At 51.0% G+C, this 19637-nt stretch carries 19 protein-coding genes; 4 read left to right on the top strand and 15 right to left on the bottom strand.

Features of this window, described 5'->3' with window-relative positions; translation table 11 throughout:
- Nucleotides 1–9: 9 nt before the first annotated feature.
- The 3 genes from coxB to lexA all read right to left on the bottom strand — a co-directional run bounded on the left by coxB (nt 10) and on the right by lexA (nt 2943).
- The gene (gene coxB, locus ACVA53_RS03250; protein ID WP_446504482.1) at nt 10–1155 is read right to left on the bottom strand and encodes a cytochrome c oxidase subunit II; all 1146 of its coding nucleotides are present in this window, start codon (nt 1153–1155) and stop codon (nt 10–12) included.
- 285 nt (nt 1156–1440) lie between these two features.
- Nucleotides 1441–2241, bottom strand: a complete 801-nt coding sequence (locus ACVA53_RS03245) for a class I SAM-dependent methyltransferase (RefSeq protein ID WP_446504481.1) — start codon at nt 2239–2241, stop codon at nt 1441–1443.
- 84 nt (nt 2242–2325) lie between these two features.
- A complete protein-coding gene (gene lexA / locus ACVA53_RS03240; protein ID WP_255040293.1) occupies nt 2326–2943 on the bottom strand; it encodes a transcriptional repressor LexA in 618 nt (205 codons plus the stop codon).
- A 276-nt stretch (nt 2944–3219) separates the two neighbouring features.
- Here lexA and plsB point away from each other — a divergent pair, with 276 nt between their 5' ends.
- Nucleotides 3220–5670: a glycerol-3-phosphate 1-O-acyltransferase PlsB gene (gene plsB, locus ACVA53_RS03235; protein WP_446504480.1), complete on the top strand. Its 2451-nt coding sequence runs from the start codon at nt 3220–3222 to the stop codon at nt 5668–5670.
- A gap of 232 nt (nt 5671–5902) precedes the next feature.
- On the opposite strand, the gene ubiA is transcribed toward plsB, so the two are convergent.
- The gene (gene ubiA, locus ACVA53_RS03230; RefSeq protein ID WP_373689526.1) at nt 5903–6757 is read right to left on the bottom strand and encodes a 4-hydroxybenzoate octaprenyltransferase; all 855 of its coding nucleotides are present in this window, start codon (nt 6755–6757) and stop codon (nt 5903–5905) included.
- On the bottom strand, nt 6754–7299 hold the full coding sequence (locus ACVA53_RS03225; protein ID WP_255040290.1) for a chorismate lyase: 546 nt from the start codon (nt 7297–7299) through the stop codon (nt 6754–6756). Before ACVA53_RS03225 ends, ubiA begins: the two co-directional genes overlap by 4 nt.
- A gap of 169 nt (nt 7300–7468) precedes the next feature.
- Here ACVA53_RS03225 and ACVA53_RS03220 point away from each other — a divergent pair, with 169 nt between their 5' ends.
- Entirely contained in the window at nt 7469–7882 is a 414-nt protein-coding gene (locus ACVA53_RS03220; protein WP_255040289.1) for a flagellar basal body-associated protein FliL, read from the top strand.
- Between the two features lie 83 nt (nt 7883–7965).
- Here ACVA53_RS03220 and glpD read toward each other — a convergent pair whose 3' ends face one another.
- The 9 genes from glpD to ftsY all read right to left on the bottom strand — a co-directional run bounded on the left by glpD (nt 7966) and on the right by ftsY (nt 17968).
- On the bottom strand, nt 7966–9477 hold the full coding sequence (gene glpD, locus ACVA53_RS03215; protein WP_446504479.1) for a glycerol-3-phosphate dehydrogenase: 1512 nt from the start codon (nt 9475–9477) through the stop codon (nt 7966–7968).
- 225 nt (nt 9478–9702) lie between these two features.
- On the bottom strand, nt 9703–10464 hold the full coding sequence (locus ACVA53_RS03210) for a DeoR/GlpR family transcriptional regulator (protein ID WP_446504478.1): 762 nt from the start codon (nt 10462–10464) through the stop codon (nt 9703–9705).
- A 166-nt stretch (nt 10465–10630) separates the two neighbouring features.
- Entirely contained in the window at nt 10631–12001 is a 1371-nt protein-coding gene (glpT, locus tag ACVA53_RS03205) for a glycerol-3-phosphate transporter (RefSeq protein ID WP_107349721.1), read from the bottom strand.
- Between the two features lie 268 nt (nt 12002–12269).
- Nucleotides 12270–13100 (bottom strand): rhomboid family intramembrane serine protease GlpG, encoded by an 831-nt coding sequence (glpG, locus tag ACVA53_RS03200; protein ID WP_446504477.1) that lies wholly within the window; start codon nt 13098–13100, stop codon nt 12270–12272.
- Nucleotides 13101–13180: 80 nt separating this feature from the next.
- Nucleotides 13181–13510, bottom strand: coding sequence for a thiosulfate sulfurtransferase GlpE (gene glpE, locus ACVA53_RS03195; protein ID WP_255040283.1), 330 nt, complete (start codon nt 13508–13510; stop codon nt 13181–13183).
- A 471-nt stretch (nt 13511–13981) separates the two neighbouring features.
- The gene (gene rpoH, locus ACVA53_RS03190; RefSeq protein WP_255040282.1) at nt 13982–14842 is read right to left on the bottom strand and encodes an RNA polymerase sigma factor RpoH; all 861 of its coding nucleotides are present in this window, start codon (nt 14840–14842) and stop codon (nt 13982–13984) included.
- 122 nt (nt 14843–14964) lie between these two features.
- A complete protein-coding gene (gene ftsX, locus ACVA53_RS03185) occupies nt 14965–15891 on the bottom strand; it encodes a permease-like cell division protein FtsX (protein ID WP_255040281.1) in 927 nt (308 codons plus the stop codon).
- Nucleotides 15878–16549 carry a cell division ATP-binding protein FtsE gene (gene ftsE / locus ACVA53_RS03180; protein ID WP_255040280.1) on the bottom strand — a complete coding sequence of 224 codons (672 nt, stop codon included), beginning with the start codon at nt 16547–16549 and terminating at the stop codon, nt 15878–15880. The genes ftsX and ftsE overlap by 14 nt, the downstream gene beginning before the upstream one ends.
- 3 nt (nt 16550–16552) lie before the next feature.
- Nucleotides 16553–17968, bottom strand: coding sequence for a signal recognition particle-docking protein FtsY (gene ftsY / locus ACVA53_RS03175; RefSeq protein WP_446504476.1), 1416 nt, complete (start codon nt 17966–17968; stop codon nt 16553–16555).
- A 144-nt stretch (nt 17969–18112) separates the two neighbouring features.
- On the opposite strand from ftsY, the gene rsmD reads away from it, so the two are divergent.
- Both rsmD and ACVA53_RS03165 read left to right on the top strand, forming a co-directional pair.
- Nucleotides 18113–18718, top strand: coding sequence for a 16S rRNA (guanine(966)-N(2))-methyltransferase RsmD (gene rsmD / locus ACVA53_RS03170; protein WP_255040277.1), 606 nt, complete (start codon nt 18113–18115; stop codon nt 18716–18718).
- Entirely contained in the window at nt 18715–18981 is a 267-nt protein-coding gene (locus ACVA53_RS03165) for a DUF1145 domain-containing protein (protein WP_255040276.1), read from the top strand. Before rsmD ends, ACVA53_RS03165 begins: the two co-directional genes overlap by 4 nt.
- A 54-nt stretch (nt 18982–19035) precedes the next feature.
- Here the strand turns inward: ACVA53_RS03165 and ACVA53_RS03160 are convergent, their stop codons facing one another.
- Complete coding sequence (locus ACVA53_RS03160) at nt 19036–19626, bottom strand: YhgN family NAAT transporter (RefSeq protein ID WP_255040275.1); 591 nt, start codon at nt 19624–19626, stop codon at nt 19036–19038.
- Nucleotides 19627–19637 lie beyond the last annotated feature (11 nt).

Below are 19637 nucleotides of genomic sequence, written 5' to 3'. Positions count from 1 at the left end.
TCTCTCCCTTTATAGGTCCTGACCGTCCATCACAGCCTGCACTTCGGCAGCCTGAATGGTGTCTCCGGTATTGTTATCCCAGGCATTGCGCTCATAAGTGATCACCGCTGCCAATTCTTTAAGGCTCAACTGTGGGCCAAATGCCTGCATCGCTGTTCCCTGCTTGCCGTGGACCACAATACTGATGTGCTCAAGCTTGGCGTTGGGGTCAACCGATAGCCCCTGTCCTGCCAAGCCAGGAAATGCCCCTGGTAAACCCTGGCCATTGGCCTGATGACACATCGCACAACGGGTGTTGTAGACCTGCTCGCCCAGCGTCATCAGTTCATCCATATCCATCTGCATCGCCAACAGGCGCTGCTCTTCTTCCCGCGCCTGCTGCTGGGTGACCTTAGTTGTTTGCAGCCATTCTTCATAATCTGCCTGAGACTTGGCAATCACCACCACCGGCATAAAGCCGTGATCCTTGCCGCACAGCTCGGCACACTGACCACGGTAGATCCCAGGCTCATCGATACGGGTCCAGGCTTCGTTGATAAAACCGGGATTGGCATCTTTCTTCACCGCGAAATCGGGAACCCACCAAGAATGAATGACGTCTTGCGAGGTGATCAAAAAGCGCACTTTTTTGCCAACCGGCAGTACCAGTGGCCGATCAACTTCCAGTAAGTAATTGCTGCGTTTTTCACGTTCATTGGTGATCTGGGCTTGGCTGGTTGCCAACAAGGAGTAAAATTCGACATCCTCATCGAAATAGCGGTAATGCCACTTCCACTGCGAGCCGGTGACCTGAACCGTCATGTCCGCCTGGGTAGTATCTTCCATTGCCAACAGTGTCTGGGTGGCTGGGACTGCCATGATGATGAGAATAACGAACGGGATCACCGTCCAGAGGATTTCAACCTTGGTACTTTCGTGGAAGGAAGCGGCGACCGCCCCTTTTGACTTACGGTGATGGATGATAGACCAGAACATCACCCCGAAAACCACCAAGCCGATCACTACACAGATGTAGAAAATCGTCATATGGAGATCAAACACCCGCTGACTGACCTCGGTCACTCCCTGGGTCATATTCAGCGGCATGGGTTGAACGTCTGCCTGTGCTGGCATAACCAACAAAGCAAACAGACAGCACATCAGATGGCGAATCATCACCCGGCTCCCTCCTATCCTTTTCCTATCAAATACCCCCAATGAACACGAAATAGCTCATGGGGACAGCGCAAAATGAGTCAGAGTCTTCCCTGCATACATTGCAGATGAGGTGTCACCCGCAGTCACATGGTTAACAGTTTATTTACATTTAACTTAGGACAGGATCGTGAAATTACGCAAAAAAATAGGCAGGAAAAGTGGGGAAAAAAACCAAACTGGCATATTGCATGCTAGACACAAAGAGGAAACCGACTAGCAGCAACAGCGTGCCTTTGTAAAGAATTACAGATGAATATGCAGCAATACCGGCAAGATGCGGAATTTCAATCCAGGGATCCGCGCTAACCAACGCTGCCAGCCTCGCCAACGGGAACAAGTACTATCCATCGGGCTATAGCGACCAACCGCCGACGCCCAAGGTAACCATTGCAGCAGCTTACGACGCGGATCACGCATGGCATGACCGAAAGGTTTATCGACGCCCATTTCACCAGACAAAGGCGAATGACACAGATCCCCGGCAACAACCAAACACAGCTCAAAACGGCCAAAGTGACAGGCTAATGACTGGACAACATGGGCCAACTCGACCTCGCTTGATGCCAGCAAAGCGTGATCGCACAGCACTATGATCGGCGCCCCGGACATTGGCGGTAAAGCCTGCAGCCAGGACAAATCAGTGGTTGAGCCAGGTAGCATCTGATATCGCTCGCTACGATGAAACAGGCGTTGTCGCCACAGCAAGTTTTCACCGACATCAATATCGAACCAACGACAGCGACCGTTATCGACCCGATAAAAACGGGTATCCAGGCCACTACCTAGATTGATGATCCGCCCATCGGGGTGACGACGAAGAAATTGTTGAATTTGGCGATCACAAATCAACGTAAGGCTAGCATGCAGCCGTTGCTGCTGGGAAATATTGCCCTGGAGGCATTCAGGCTTGAGGCTACATTGGGTGCAGGCTGCGGCAGCGACGGGATCATAAATCAAGCGATCATCGGCCAGGCTTTCACGGCTACGGAGCCAAAGCGGTTGGAGCAGATCAGCAGGAATATCATGGCGGACAGTCTCAGTCATTATCATCTCCTTTTGAATACAAAGATGATAATGACTATCATTAACACTTGTAAAGCGTTAATGGATCTTTTTAAGCGGGGCGCGTTACATCCAGTCGGTGTTGCGGATCACACCGACGGCAATGCCTTCAATCGACAAGTGCTGAGTATTGAGGTCAACCACAATTGGGGCAAACTCTTCGTTCTCGGCATGCAGCAGGACCTGTGCACCGTTACGCTCAAGGCGTTTGACGGTCACATCATCTTCAACCCGGGCCACAACCACCTGACCATTGCGGACATCCTGGGTCTTATGCACAGCCAGCAAATCGCCGTCCATGATCCCGATATCCTTCATACTCATACCGTTCACCCGCAGCAGAAAGTCTGCACGCGGCTTGAACAGAGATGGGTCTACCTCGTAATGGGTTTCAACATGTTCCTGAGCCAAAATAGGCTCACCAGCAGCAACCTGGCCGATCAACGGCAGGCCGCTCTCTTCTTCCTCGCGGTTACCCAGCAAGCGGATCCCACGCGAAGCGCCAGGAATAATTTCAATCACTTCTTTACGGGCCAATGCCTTGAGATGTTCTTCAGCAGCATTAGCAGAACGGAAGCCGAGTTCACGGGCTATTTCAGCACGTGTTGGCGGCATTCCAGAATCTTCAATTTTTGCTTTGATCAAATCAAAGACTTCTTGTTGGCGCGGCGTTAACGGCTTCATAGCTCACCCTGTCTTTTTATACAGTTCACTGTGAGTATATCCAGTGTTATCACGCTTGAAAAGGTTATTGTTTAGGAAAACAACAATTTTGCCGCAAATTCACCAGCAAGTAACCGATCGTGGTCTTAGCATTTTCATACTCTGTTGTTCAGTCAAAGTACGTTGGGAAATCAATAAAAATGTCATATAAAGACTCGTCTGTGCTATTTCGCTGCTTATAACTGGTTTTTTTCTGCTATCCTTCCACGCATTAAGAATTCGAGGCTAGTAAAAGATATGTCAAGTTGGCAGAAAATCTATCAAAAAATACTGGATTTGCCGCTTTCTCTGCTGGTTAAAACCCACTCAATCCCTTCCGATCCTGCAGCGGATCTGGAACTGGACCTAGAACGCCCGATTGTTTACATCCTGCCGTTCCGCTCCAACACCGATTTGATGACACTGCGCAGCAGCACTAAGGCGCTAGGTTTGCCTGATCCCTTGTCCCCACTGGAGATTAACGGGCAGCAATTTGTCCGCTATGTTTATATTTCCGATGGACCGAGTGTCTTTGGTGATAAGAACGCGTTACCACAGGAATCTATCAACCTGTTTACCGCCCTGCTCGAGCACCACACACAAGATAGTGAACTGGATATCCAGGTGGTTCCGGCTTCTATTCTCTGGGGCCGCAAACCCGGCAAGGAAGAGAATCACAAACCGGTACTGCGCCCGCTCAATGGCCCGGAAAAGTTTTTCACTATCCTCGGTCATGGCCGCGACTGTATGGTACGCCTGAGCCCGGCGGTTTCTCTACGCTACATGGCCGATCACCACGGTACCGACGATTCAATTGCCAATAAACTGGCGAGGGTGGCCCGTATCCACTTCTCACGCCAGCAGTTGGCTGCGTCAGGGCCGAAATTACCTGACCGCCAAGTGCTATTTAACCGCCTGCTTAACTCCAAAGCGATTGAAAAAGTCGTCGCAGAAGAAGCCGCAAGCCGTGATGTACCTGTTGAAAAGGTACGCAAAGAAGCCGTCGACATGATGGAAGAAATTGCCGCCAACTTCTCCTACTCACTGATCAAACGCGGGGAGCGCTTCCTTGGCTGGCTGTGGAACAAGCTCTACCAAGGGCTGAACATCCACAATGCCAAGCAGGTTCGTAAGTTGGCCCAAGACGGCCATGAGATTGTTTATGTACCCTGCCACCGCAGCCACATGGACTACCTGCTGCTGTCTTACGTACTATACCGAGAAGGCTTAGTGCCGCCGCATGTTGCCGCAGGCATCAACCTCAATTTCTTCCCGGCCGGACAGATTTTCCGCCGCGGCGGTGCCTTCTTTATCCGTCGTAGCTTCAAGGGCAACCGCCTTTACTCGACAGTATTCCGCGAATACTTGGCTGAATTGTTTGCCAAGGGCTATTCGGTCGAGTACTTCAGCGAAGGTGGCCGTTCACGAACGGGCCGTTTGCTACCAGCCAAAACCGGTATGCTGTCAATGACTATTCAGGCGATGCTGCGCGGCCTGAACCGCCCGGTTACCCTAGTACCAGTCTACATCGGCTACGAACACGTGATGGAAGTAGCGACCTATGCCAACGAGCTGCGCGGCAAGGGCAAAGAGAAGGAAAACATCGGTCAGGTGATTCGTACCCTGCGTAAACTGCGTAACCTCGGCCAAGGCTATGTCAATTTCGGTGAGCCGATCCCACTCAATCACTACCTCAACGAGCATGTACCTGAATGGCACAAGGATATCGACCCTATCGAACCTCAACGCCCACAATGGTTGACCCCGGTAGTGAACGACTTAGCCGTGAAAATGATGACCCACATCAACGATGCAGCCGCTACTAACGCCCTAACGTTATGTGGTGTCGCACTGCTTGCAGCACGCCAGCGCGCCCTTAGCCGTAAAGATCTCGAGCAGCAAATAGACTGCTACCTACAGTTGCTACGTAACGTGCCATACTCGGAAAAATTCACCGTTCCGGATGAAAATGCCCAGGCGATGGTTAAGCACGCTATCGACATGGACAAGTTCGTTGTCGAGCGTGATAGCCTGGGTGAAATGGTCTCATTGAACCGCCAGCAGGCGATCCTGATGACCTACTACCGCAACAACATCATCCACCTGTTTGCGATGCCATCACTGATCGCCAATATCATGATCCACCACCAAAAGCTAAGCGTGGATAAAATTGTCGAGCAGGTCACTCGCTTATATCCGTTCCTTCAAGCCGAGCTGTTCCTGCGCTTTAGCAAAGAAGAGCTGGAAACAGTAATTGAGGCACAAGTCGACGAGCTGGTTCGCCAGCGACTGGTATTACGCAATGGTGATCAAATAAGCCTTAACAGCGCCCGTATCGGCCCGCTGCATTTGCTGGCACGCACGATATCTGAAACCTTGCAGCGTTATGCGATTTCCCTGACCCTGCTTAACTCCGAGCCGCAGCTGATGAGAAGCGACCTTGAGCAGCAAAGCCAGATGATGGCCCAGCGCCTGAGCCGCTTACATGGCATTAATGCACCAGAATTTTTCGACAAGGGCGTATTTGCGATCTTGGTGAAAACCCTGCGCAGCGAAGGCTACCTCAATGAGGAGTGCCACGCAGTATCACAACCGGTCGAGCAACTTGCCGAACAGTTGGCTGCCTTGGTGTCACCGGAAGTGAAGCTGACTATCCAAGCCGTCATGAACCGCGAAGACCGGGGCGAAGAGACCAACAGCGGCGAGTAATCACACTCACCACCACACCAAAAGGGCTGCAATTTGCGGCCCTTTTCTATATCGATCTACTGCCCAGCGACCAAACCGTACCACTTTTCATACCAATCAGGATAAGTCGTTGATCAAGTATTTTTCCAGTGCAAGGCTGATCAAATATTTATGTAGGTTGGTATCATATGCACACAAAAACAAAAAAGCGCCGTTAACGGCGCTTTCTCAGGTTGGTTTGTACTGTCTGCTTTTATGTCAAATAGGTACTGACCGAGATACCGACACAAATCAACATGCCGACATAGTTGTTATTCAAGAAAGCCTTGAAACATGGCTCACGTTCACGGCCTCGCAGCAGCTTTTGCTGATAGACGAACAATGACGAGGCCAGCAAAAGACACCAGTAATACACCTGTGACAGATTTTCAATCGCCCCGACAGCAATCAGCAATACCAAGGTTCCCAGCTGCAGCAGGCCAATGATCATCTTATCGAACCGACCAAATAGGATGGCAGTAGACTTGATCCCGACCTTGAGATCATCATCACGGTCCACCATAGCGTACTGGGTGTCATAGGCGATAGTCCATAGGATATTAGCAACAAACAGCAACCATGCCACCGCTGGCAGCTCCCCGGCCTGCGCCGCGTAGGCCATCGGAATCGACCAGCCGAATGCCATCCCCAACACCAGCTGAGGCAGGTGGGTATAACGCTTCATGAACGGATAAGCTGCGGCCAATACCACGCCCACGACCGACAACATGATAGTCAGGGTATTCATTGTCAGAACCAACAAGAATGACACCAACACCAACAGGCCAAACAAGGCCAGCGCCTCACGCTCTGATACCTTGCCCGACGGCATCGGCCGCTTGGCTGTGCGTTTGACGTGGCCATCGAAATTACGGTCTGCAAAGTCGTTGATCACACATCCTGCCGCCCGCATGAAAATCACCCCAAGTACAAAAACCAACATCACATGAGGATTGGGCATGCCTTCGGCGGCCAAAAACAACGCCCACAGTGTCGGCCACAATAGCAACAGGCTACCAATAGGACGATCGAAGCGCGCCAGCTGCCAGAACGCTTTCATCTTGGTCATTTCCAACTTAGGGTCTCCTTATATATAGGTGCTTCCTGCAAAAATAATTCCGCCACCAGCAGTGGCTTATTATTCAGCCACAATCGCGAACGGCGGGCCCAAACCGGTTTATTTTCAGTCCCGACATTGGCAACCTCCAGCGCATCACGACGCGCACTGCGATCAGTAAACACGCGGAACCCGAGTGGCATTTCCCCCAGCTGGGCCAGATCCTGCTCTTGCCCTGTTAGGGTAGTCAGCGGGATCAAGGTTCTGGCAAATACCCACGGCACACCATCCCCCTTGAGTACAACCTTGCGTAGCAGGCAGTCAACATCACCGATCAGGGCACGTTCGTCGTCGGTCAAACGCTCACGGTGGATCTGTCCCTGCTCTTCCAGAGAGACAGTAAATGCCCGGCAGTGACGCTCAAACCGGCGGGACAAGGAGTCCAACTCCAACAACCAATGCCCAAATTCAGTTCCTTCAATGACGGTATCTTCCGGTGCCAGCCATTGGGCGCTATCTAACAAGGGCTTGTACAACTGTTTGAATTTCGACATCTTTCCAACAAAATCTCTACCCAATTACCGACAAGGGCTTGGTAGATCAAGGTTAATTTATTACCATGAATAAACACCATTGTAGCAAGCTGTAACCAGTACGAATATCGTTACGATCGAAAGAAACTCATTTGCAGCCATAAAAACCAATAACTCTATGAGCATGATAATGAAATTAACTTTACCTAGACTACTTTTCCTCTTGGCGAGTTTACTGGTGCCAATGTCAGCCAACGCCAACGATGCGGCCACGGCCAATCCACAATATACCTATTACACCTTGGCCCCAGACATTACGACCAATTATGTAAGCCAAGGCAAGCGGATCGGTTACCTCCGCTTGCAGGTTGACCTCATGGTCGCTGACCCTTCGCTGATCCCCGAAGTTGAGCACCATGCTCCGCTGATCCGTGATGCTATCATCAGCATCATTGGTCAGCAGCCAGAAGCTAGGATCAAATCACTGGCTGGACGAGAAGAAATCCGCCAGGCCTGCTTGAACAAAGTTAACGAGCTACTACTTATCGAGACCAACAAACGGTTACTGACCGAATTGCTGTTTACCAAGTATCTCTACCAGTAAGCCCGGTATCTTTAGATGCAAACACTCTTCTAAAACCAAAAAGGCGCCTAAGGCGCCTTTTTGGTTGGGTAACGGTTTACTGATCAAGCCGCATTTTGAACCGATAGCCAATTTGCAATGTAGTCGGCGATCTGCTGCTGCTGCTCCTGATCCAAATACAGCCCGAGCTTACTGCGGCGCCACAAAACATCATCAGCCTGTTGGACAAACTCATCTCGCAGTAAGTAATCCAGCTCCTTGGCATAGAAACCAGCCCCAAAATGCAGCCCCATATCTGCCTCGCTGGCGACGCCCTCAAACAGCTGCGTGCTGAGATTACCGTAATTGGTCGCCATTCGCTCGGCGGCTACGGCCAGTAACCACGGGAAGCGCTGCTGCAAATCAGCGGCCTGCGCTTTGGCATCAAAGCCCGCGGCCCCACCCGGTAAATAGGCATCCGCCGTCCACGGCGGCTGCATCTGCGGGAAGAAAGGTGCCAATTTGACCATCGCCGTCTCGGCCAATTTACGGTAGGTCGTCAACTTACCACCGAAAATCGACAATAGCGGAGCCTGTTGGCCTTCCTGCTCTAGCTCCAATGTGTAATCCCGGGTAATAGCCTGCGGCGAGTCAGATTCATCATCACACAGCGGACGTACCCCGCTGTAGGTCCACACCACATCATCACGGCCAAGCTTGTTGACGAAGTGATTGTTGTAGACCTCAAGTAGGTAGCCGATTTCATTCTCATCAATCGCCACTTCGCGCGGATCACCGTTGTATTCCACATCCGTGGTACCGATGATCGAGAACCGGTCAAGATACGGGATCACGAACACAATACGGTTATCTTCATTCTGCAGAATATACGCTTGCTCCTCGCCGTGAACCCGCGGCACCACAATATGCGAGCCTTTGATCAAACGAATATTACGCGGTGATGGCAGCGACAAGCTCTGATCATAAAACGCTTTCACCCATGGGCCAGCTGCATTGACCAGTGCATAGCAACGACGCTCGAATACTTCGCCCGTCAAGGTATTGCGCACCGTGACGCGCCATATCTCGCCGTCCCGCTCAGCCGCTTCGACCATACAGCGATTACGGACTTCACCTCCGCGCTGGGCGACTTCCATCGCATTCAGGATCACCAAACGCGCATCATCCACCCAGCAATCTGAATACTCAAACCCTTTGGTAATTTCCGGTACCAGTACCGAATCGGCACCGAATTTCAGACCGCAGCTCGCTGGCAACGTAGTGCGCTTGCCAAGGTGGTCATACAGAAACAGGCCCGCACGGATCATCCAAGCCGGACGCAGATGTGGGCGGTGCGGCAAACGAAAGCGCATCGGACGGGCAATGTGAGGGATTTTTTTCAGCAGTACCTCTCGCTCGGCCAGCGCTTCACCAACCAAACGAAACTCGTAGTGCTCAAGGTAGCGCAGGCCACCATGGATCAGCTTCGAACTGGCCGACGATGTCGCCGAAGCAAAATCTTGCGCCTCATAAAGGCCGACACGCAAGCCACGTCCAGCGGCATCAGCGGCAATCCCCGCTCCATTGATACCGCCACCGACGACAATCAGATCCAACACTTCGTTATTTGCTGCCATTTCCCCACCTCGACTACGACTTTCGCCAAATATTCTTTTTCGCGCATAAATGCTCGATATCGAGCACTATAGACAAATAATTGATTGAGATCATCATTATTATGCTCGAATGTTTAACTAATTATGATCAACATGGAACTTTAGTGAAAAAAAACGGGCTGCTTATTCAGCAGCCCGTTCGTACAGAAGGGGTGAGTTGGCCTCTAAGCCAATGACATTGATGGATTAACAAATAATTTCAATGTGCGTTTCATGCTCGGCCAGGCGCTTGGCCAATTCTTCTGGCGGAGTATGGTCGGTAAACAACATATCGATCTGGCTGATATCACCCAGGTTAACCATCGCATTTCGACCGAACTTGGTATGGTCGACCCCAAGCATCACACAGCGGCTATTTTCGATGATCGCTTGTTTCACCCGTACCTCGTGGTAATCAAAGTCAAGCAACGAGCCGTCAAGATCAATGCCACTTATACCCAAAATGCCAAAGTCGAGGCGGAACTGGGAAATAAAGTCCAACGTTGCTTCACCCACGATGCCGCCATCACGGTTACGCACTTCGCCACCAGCAAGGATCACCCGGAAGTCATCCTTACCCGTCAAAATGCTCGCGACATTGAGGTTATTGGTCACAATGCGTAGATCATTATGGTCGAGCAATGCACGGGCGACGGCTTCCGGCGTTGTGCCGATATCAATGAACAAGGTCGCACCATCTGGAATATGGGCAACCATGGCCTGGGCAATGTTGTCTTTTTCAGCCAGCTGCATCACTTTACGGGTGCTGTATGAGGTATTAACTGAGCTCGATGGGATAGTCGCTCCACCATGGTGACGGCGGATCTTATTGTCTTCCGCCAACTCGTTGAGATCCCGTCGGATAGTCTGCGGACTCACATTAAACCGCTCAACCAAGTCATCGGTGCTGACGTAGCCTTGGGTTTTGACAAGATCAATTATTTCCTGGTGACGTTTACTCTGCTTCACGACTGACGCGGCTCCCTTTCGCTATGGCCTGGTACCTAACAAACTGTCTTATGCAATCGATATCAATAAGCCAAGTTCAGCTTGTAAAACAACAAGGCTCCGCACAATGCGAAGCCTTGTCATCTTACCTAGGGTCTAATCAAGATGCCAATGATGGCGCTCCCAATCATGCATTTTGTTCCAGCTGACCCGCTTCTTTCTCACGGTGCAAGCGGCTTTCACCAATCAATGCCAAAGTCAGGAAGAAGATAGACATGCCACAAGATGCCGTCAGTACCATAAAGCCGCCATCCCAACCGAAGTGGTCAACGGTATAACCCAAAATAGCGTTAGCGGCTACCGCCCCACCGAGATAACCGAACAAGCCAGTCAGACCTGCCGCAGTACCCGCTGCTTTTTTCGGTGCCAGTTCAAGTGCATACAAACCAATCAGCATCACAGGGCCATAAATCAGGAAGCCGATAGCAACCAATGCTGCCATATCCACGGTTGGGTTGCCTGCTGGGTTGAACCAGTAAACCAGTACCGCAACGGTCACCAATGCCATGAACAGAATACCAGCAGGTGCACGACGGCCCTTAAAGAATTTATCCGACATCCAACCACACAATAATGTACCCGGGATCCCTGCCCACTCGTACAGGAAGTAAGCCCAAGATGATTTGTCGACAGTGAAGTGTTTCACTTCGCTCAGGTACACCGGCGCCCAGTCCAATACTCCGTAGCGGATCAGATAAACGAAGGCATTGGCAATCGCAATAAACCACAATAGTTTGTTGTTAAATACATACTTGAAGAAGATTTCCTTGGCGGTCATCTCTTTTTCGTGGGAAGCGTCATAGCTATCCGGGTAGTCGTCTTTATGCTCTTCGATTGAAGGCAGGCCACAAGACTGCGGCGTATCGCGCATTACCAACAGGGTAAATACGGCCACCAGCAAGGCAAAGAAAGCCGGTACATAGAACGCCGATCTCCAATCATCATTGAATGCCCAAAGACCAAGCAAGAACATCGGACCAATCAAACCACCGCCCACGTTATGAGCAACGTTCCAGACCGAAACGACTTCCCCCCTTTCCTTACGCGACCACCAATGCACCATGGTACGGCCACAAGCAGGCCAGCCCATCCCCTGGAACCAACCGTTCAAAAACAGCAGAATAAACATGGCCGCAATACTGCTCGTTGCCCAAGGCATAAAGCCGAAGCACAACATCACAATCGCCGACATACTCAAGCCAGCTGCAAGGAAGTAGCGTGGGTTAGAGCGGTCAGACACACTCCCCATCAAGAATTTCGACAAGCCATAAGCAATTGAAACGGCAGCCAGTGCTACACCCAGGTCACCGCGGCTGTAACCGTATTCTTCGATAAGGTAAGGCATGGCCAGGCTGAAATTTTTACGAACAAGGTAGTAGCCGGCATAGCCAAAGAAGATACCCGCGAAAAGCTGCCAACGCAGACGCTGGTAGGTGGAGTCGACCTGGCCATCAGGAAGACGCGCCCGATGCATTGCCGGTTTGAAAAGACCAAACATAGAATATTCCTTTTTATAATTTTTTTCGATGGTATGGGTACAAACGAATACCAGGCGAGCGAAAGTAATCAATTTCACTCAACGTATGCAAATTATTGCTCTAATGAAGGTAAGAAAATGTGAATGATGTCAAATATGCAGATTAAATCGCTGCCTTGGGAGCAATATGCGGGGGATTTTACTGAAAGTATGGACTAGCTTGATATATCAACAAAAAAGGTGAACACCCTATTACAGATATTCACCTTCTTTTAGCGCCAACATAGACCTATCGGCGTAACTTCGCATCCACCCACCCCAGGGCACAGCCACTGAGCAAGCCAAAGAGGTGGGCCATATTGGCTACGGACATGCCCAGTACATCGGCAAACCCCAACACCAACCAGGCGATCATAAAGACGACATAAGGCTTGGGAATGGATAAGCCGCGTTGCGGCGCCAGCCACCCCATCCACCAAATATAACCCAATAAGGCATAGACCACGCCAGACAAGCCGCCGAAGTTCGGGCCATGGAACCAAAATTGGGCAAACCCTGAGATCAACGCCGAGATCAGAAAAACCTGAAGAAGCTTAGCACTGCCACTGTGCCGTTCGAGCTGGCCACCTAGGATCCACCACCACAGACAATTGAAGATCACGTGCAGGGTCGAGAAGTGGATCAGCGCATGGGAGAAAAAGCGCCACAGCTGCCACTCATCTCCCTCCATCAACGGAAAGTGCATCAGGGCAAAAACGGGCTGTTGCAATCCCAGTAGCCAAAGCAGGTAAATCACGACCGAAACAGCCATCACCAAGAGCGTGAACGGCCCGGCTTGGGCGCGTACCAAACCGAGTAAACTAGGGCTGCGATAATGGAATTTGGCGGTCCGACTTTCAGCCACCTCCCATGATGCTGCCTGGTACTTACGATCAGAGGGATTGGAAAGAAACTGGTTGAGCTCAGCCTCTACTTCCACCCAATGCTGTCCGTCTTCCAGCCACAAGGCAAACAGCCCCTCGGGTTCGGGTGCCATTACCAGCGAAATACCACGCGAGGCCATATAATCAATAAACGCCTGCGCCTGGCGGGGGTTGTTCAATCCGGCTAAGCGGTGCATATCAATCTCCACAGTGAAAGACTTTCGGCTACATCAAGTGATGAAGCCAAGCGATACCTGTCCCGCCGCCGTCTTTGGGATCAGGCCATCTGGATACACGGAAATGCGCTGCGTTTCCAGGCCTCAAACCCACCATCGAGGCTGTAGACACAATCGAAGCCCTGATGAAGCAAGTACTGGGCTGCCCCTTGGCTGCTGACACCGTGGTAACACATCACAATCACAGGTTGCTCGAAATCAACCTCATCCATAAACGCGACCATTGTATCATTAGTTAGATGGAACGCGCCTTCAGGATGGCTAAGGGCATAGGACTGAGGATCGCGGATATCCACCAGCACCGCTTCGCTGCCATCCTTCGTAAGCAAGACATGGGCCTGCTCGGCAGAAATATGTTCAAATTGATCCATAATTACGCTGACTCTTATTGGTATTGATCAACAGGCGGGAACACCCGCCCAGGAAAAATGTGACGATCGTCCGTTTTGGCTGAAACCCTCTCACACCATCTTATTTTTCCATTGTAACCGATCAAGTTACTCACAACCCCATCGAATAAATAGGGATATCAGCCAAACGAAAAACGAAGCTGAAGCCGCGTATGGCAAGGGCTGACAATAAGAGCAGCCAATCCCCCGACCTCAAGATGATTAAAACACCACCAGCTGTGGACAACGCTGTGGATTGCGTTGATAATGTGTTTTGTGAAAATTGGATCCACTACATGTAGATCGGATCATGCAAAAAGCTGTGGATAAAACCCTTTTAACTTCACATTTCGCCTTGTTTTTGTGAGGTATCTCCCGGATTTTAGGCACAAAAAAACCAGCCTATGGCTGGTTTTATCTCTTCGCGATTTGTGGATAGTTTGCCGAAGATCCTCAGGCAAAATCCCCCACTGCTTCCTTAAGCTTTTTCATCGCATTTTTCTCTAGCTGGCGGATCCGCTCGGCTGAAACCTGGTAGTGTTCTGCCAGCTCTTGCAAGGTCGACTTGCTATCTTCCAACCAACGCGAGCGCACAATGTGCTGGCTTCGCTCATCAAGGCCAGATAGGGCGTTGGATAAACGGTTATTCGCGTGGGCTTCCCAGTTGTTTTCCTCAACGCTCAAGGCTACATCCGATGACTTATCTTCAAGATAATACGCTGGAGCACTGTAGCTAATGCCGCGATCATCATCTTCGGCTGGCATTTCAAAAGCCGGATCTTGGGCTGCAAGGCGGGACTCCATTTCACGAACTTCGTTCGCCTCAACACCGAGCTGCTCGGCGACCATCGCGACTTCATCATTGTTGAACCAACCAAGACGCTTTTTGGCCTTACGAAGGTTAAAGAACAATTTGCGCTGGGCTTTGGTTGTCGCAACCTTAACAATACGCCAGTTACGTAGAACATACTCATGGATCTCAGCTTTGATCCAGTGAACAGCAAATGACACCAAGCGAACCCCGACTTCCGGATTGAATCGCTTGACGGCTTTCATCAAGCCAATATTGCCTTCCTGAACCAAATCAGCCATTGGCAAGCCGTAGCCAGAATAGCCACGAGCGATGTGAACAACAAAGCGCAGATGAGACATAACCAATGCTTTCGCAGCATTAAGATCACCATCAAAATGAAGACGCTCAGCTAACTCGCGCTCCTGCTCCGCCGACAGCATAGGATAGCCGTTAACGCTCTGGACATAACTATCCAGACTATCTGCAGTAACCAGAGCCATTGAAGTCATCTCTTTTGTCATTCAACAAACCTCGTTTATTTTTTGTACCAATGCGAAATTGCATGAACCGCCAATGATGCCTGTAAAATAGGCCCCATTGCAAGTAAGCCGCGTAATTTACACTATTTGTAGAGTTAAAAATGTCAGATAGGTTCAATTTCTTTCAAATGACGCCCGGCAGACAAACGCGCAGCCAATAAGCCAAGAAAAACCGATATCATCAACAAAATCAATGATTCATCCCAGCTAAAACCGACCATTCTAAACGGGCTGTCATACAAATTAGCCAAGTGGGCTACTGCGCCATCCAGCAGCATCGCAACCAATGCAGTCAGGACCCATGCCGCCACACCGCCGATCAAACCATACCAAACACCGGTATAGAGATAAGGGCGCAGGATAAAACTGTCGGTAGCCCCGACCAGCTTCATGACCTGAATTTCATCACGCTGGTTAAGTACCTGCAAACGCAGGGTATTTCCAACAATCAAGAACACCGCAAACAGCATCAGCCCGGAGATAATCATAGCCAGAATAACCACAAGTTGCTTAATCGCAGCCAAACGCTGGAGCCAATCGCTGTCGAGACGCACTTCATCCACCCCGTTCTCGAGGCGCAGACGCGAGGCGAGTTCGGTCGCCTTGGCATCCAGTTGCCAAGCCTCGGTCGGCTTGACTATCAACACTGCAGGCAACGGATTGTCATCAAGCAGACTCAGGGCTTGTTCAAACCCCGCCTGCTGGCGAAATTCAACCAGTCCCTGTTCAGGAGAAATAGATTCCAGCGATTCGATCTCTGGCCATTGGACCAGTTCATCATGCAATTGCTTAACCCGTCCTGCCGACGTACCCGGCTCTACATATACCGTCATCTGAGTCGGGTTCTGCCACACCTGCGCCACTAGAGTGACATTCTTGGCAAACAGATAGAAGCTGGTCGGCAGGGTCAAGGCAAAAGCCAATACTGCCAAGGTCAGGATGTTGCCCAGCGGACGGCGTATCATGTCAGCGAGTGACTGCTTACATTGCTGTTTGTGCAAGGCAAAAAAGCCGGTTTTATTTTGCGCCACTGGCTAACTCCCTCAATTGTCCCTGATGCAGATCCAACCGGCGGTAGTGATGGGTGGTCAGCAATGAAGTGTCGTGGGTCGCCATCAGCACCGTGACTCCGACCCGGTTGAATTCTTCGAACAATGACATGATCTGGCGTGATAACGCCGCGTCAAGATTACCGGTCGGCTCATCGGCCAGTAATAACATCGGCTTGTTGACTATCGCCCGGGCAATACCCACCCGCTGTTGCTCGCCCCCGGAGAGCTGGACCGGTAGACAACGGGCCTTGTCCAGCAGGCCGACCTTGTCGAGTGCCGCCGATACTCGGCGCTTGATCTCATTCTCAGTGGCCAGTTCTACCCGCAGCGGCAGCGCTACGTTGTCGTAGATAGTCCTATCCATCAACAACTTATGGTCCTGAAATATAATACCGATATTGCGACGTAGGAACGGGATCTGCTTATTCTCAAGACGAGTTATATCATGCCCATTGAATATGATCTTGCCGTCACTTGGACGCTCGATGGCACAGATCAGTTTCAGCAGGGTACTCTTACCCGCACCCGAATGCCCGGTCAGAAACGCCATATCTGCTGGTTGCAGATGGAAATCGACCTTTTGCAGGGCTTGGCGTCCGCCCCGATAAGCCTTACTTACCTGCTGAAACCGAATCACACTTTAATCCTCGTCACTAAACAGCGCTTCGATAAATTCATCCGCCGCAAACGGGCGTAAATCCTCGATCCCTTCACCGATACCGATGTAGCGGATTGGAATATTGAACTGATCGGCAATCGCAAAGATCACACCACCTTTAGCGGTGCCGTCCAGTTTGGTCAGGGTAATACCGGTCACCGGTGCCACCTCGCTGAACAACTTGGCCTGGCTGATCGCATTCTGTCCAGTACCGGCGTCGACGGTTAGCATAATTTCATGCGGCGCATGCACGTCAACCTTCTTCATCACGCGGACAATCTTGCGTAATTCTTCCATCAGGTTGCCTTTGTTTTGCAGGCGTCCGGCAGTATCGGCGATCACCACGTCAACGTTTTTCGCCTTGGCCGACTCGATTGCATCGTAAATCACCGAGGCACTGTCAGCCCCAGTGTGCTGGGCAACAACGGGGACATTGTTACGCTCACCCCAAACTTGCAGCTGTTCAACCGCCGCGGCACGGAAGGTATCACCGGCGGCCAGCATCACTGATTTACCCTGACTCTGGAACTGCTTGGCCAGTTTACCTATGGTAGTGGTCTTACCGACACCGTTCACCCCAACCATCAAGATCACATAGGGCTTCTTAGCATCATCAATTAGCAACGGCTGCTCGACCTTGGCCAGCATGTCGGCCAACTCTTCTTTCAGCAGGCCATACAGGGCATCACCATCTTTCAATGATTTGCGATCAGCTTTTTCGGTCAGGTTTTCGATGATCTTAAGCGTCGTGTCCATACCGACATCAGCCATCAGCAGCTGCTCTTCCAGCTCCTCGAACAAATCATCGTCAATTTTCTTGCCACGGAACAAGCTGGCAAAGCCCGAGCCGAAATTACTCTTAGTTTTCTTCAGGCCACGCATCAAGCGGGCGAAGAAGCCTTCGCTCTTCGGTTTTTCTTGCAGGGCCTCAGCATCTTGTAACTGATTTTCTTGCAACCGGGTTTCTTGTGCCTTGGCTTCTTCCTCAGCAGTCACTTGAGCTTCGGCTTCGGCTTCTGCCGCTGCTTTCGCTGCCGCTTCGGCTTCGGCGTCCGCCGCTGCTTTCGCTGCCGCTTCGGCTTTGGCGTCCGCCGCTGCTTTCGCTGCCGCCTCGGCTTCGGCGTCCGCCGCTGCTTTCGCTGCCGCCTCGGCTTCGGCGTCCGCCGCTGCTTTCGCTGCCGCTTCGACTTCGGCGTCCGCCGCTGCTTTCACTGCCGCCTCGGCTTCGGCGTCCGCCGCTGCTTTCGCTGCGGCCTCAACATCTAGCTGTTCATTCGATTGTTCTTTTACCGCGTCAGCTTCAGCTGAAACAGTTGATTGTTCTTGATTTTGTTCGGTTTGCTCCTCAGAGCCAAAACCCAACCACGAAAATAATCCGCGTTTCTTTTTTTCTGCCATTGGCAAATCCTAGAGCTTGATTGGTACAATTTGCGGCCTAAACACAGGTGTATTCCCTCAGCGGCATAATTTCGGCATGCTTGTTTTCGCATACTGCCGAGGGGTTTAGGTATACTATCATTTTCTAAACGGTCGAAGAAATCTATGACAAGACGCAGACAACAATCAGGGCAAAATACGCCAAACAGTGGCCGTGACGGGTTCGTAAGGATCATCAGCGGGCGCTGGCGCGGGCGTAAACTGCCCGTTCACGACGTTGAAGGCCTTCGCCCGACCACAGATCGAGTCAAAGAGACCGTTTTCAACTGGTTGGCGCAAGACATTATTGAGTCCCGCTGCCTTGACCTGTTCACCGGCAGCGGCAGTTTAAGCTTTGAGGCCCTTTCCCGAGGAGCTAGCCATGTCACCATGCTAGAGCTCGACAAAAAAGCCGCTGAACAGCTAGAAAAAAACCGAGCAACGCTCGATGCCGACAACGCCAAGGTACTCAATACCGACAGCCTGGCGTTCTTAAAGCAGTCTGGCACCCCGCATGATGTGGTGTTTATCGACCCTCCTTTTCGCAAAGGCCTGCTTGATGAAGCGATAGCTCTGCTTGAACTAAATAACTGGCTATCGCCCCATGCCGTTATTTACATTGAAGCAGAAAAAGAATTCGGAGAACCAGTGACGCCAGCCCACTGGCAACTTCACAGGGAAAAAACAGCGGGACAGGTCTGTTACCGCTTATTCGAAAGAGAGGGAGCATGAAAGCACTGATTTTACTTGCTAAAGCGGCGATCGGCTTTGTCTGGCTGATTTTGCTAATCAACATTTTTCACCCGTTTCCAGGGGTCGCAGCAATGGCACTCTATATCATGACCGGGTTCTTGTTCATGATGCATGGCCTGCAAATGCTGATTTTCATCGGTGCTTTCGGTGACAAAATTACCATGACCCGCTGGGAAAAGTGGTCAATATTGATCTTCGGCATTTTTGCCCTGCTTGATATCCGACGCAAGCATATGATGTAAAACCAGCAAAAATTGAAAAAAAAGAGCGAGATTAATAACCTCGCTCTTTTTCCATTAAGACATCATGAAAAATTTTCGGATCCCATCCAGGAACATCTGGGTCGATATCATGATCAATAACAACCCCATCAAGCGCTCAACGGCCTTGAGTCCCTTCTCGCCAAGTAAGCGGTTGAACACTTCATAGAACATCAAAATCACAAATGATGCTCCCCACGCCAACAACACGGCAATCACCCAATCCGTAGTACGGCCTGGATCCTGATTCGATAACAACAGCAGCGATGCCAGCACTGACGGTCCGGCAATCATCGGGATCGCCATCGGCACAATAAATGGCTCTTCACCCGCGGCAAGTCCAGTTACCCCACCGGGCTGTGGGAAAATCATCCTAATCGCTATCAAGAATAAAATGATACCGCCGGAGATGCTGACGGTCTCTGTCGAGACATGCAGGAAGTTCAGCATTTTCTGGCCACCGAACAGGAACAACAGCAAGATCACCAAAGCAATCAACAGCTCCCTAACCATAATAAAGCGACGACGCTTAGGCTCAATATGCCGCAAGATAGACAACATAACCGGCAAATTGCCGAGCGGATCCATGATCAGAAATAGCATGACCGCCGCAGAAATAATTTCCACAGAGCAGACCT

It is taken from the genome of Photobacterium sp. DNB23_23_1, assembly GCF_052873815.1.
Note: the sequence above shows the minus strand (reverse complement) of the source record. Positions and strands in the feature narration are given on the sequence as shown.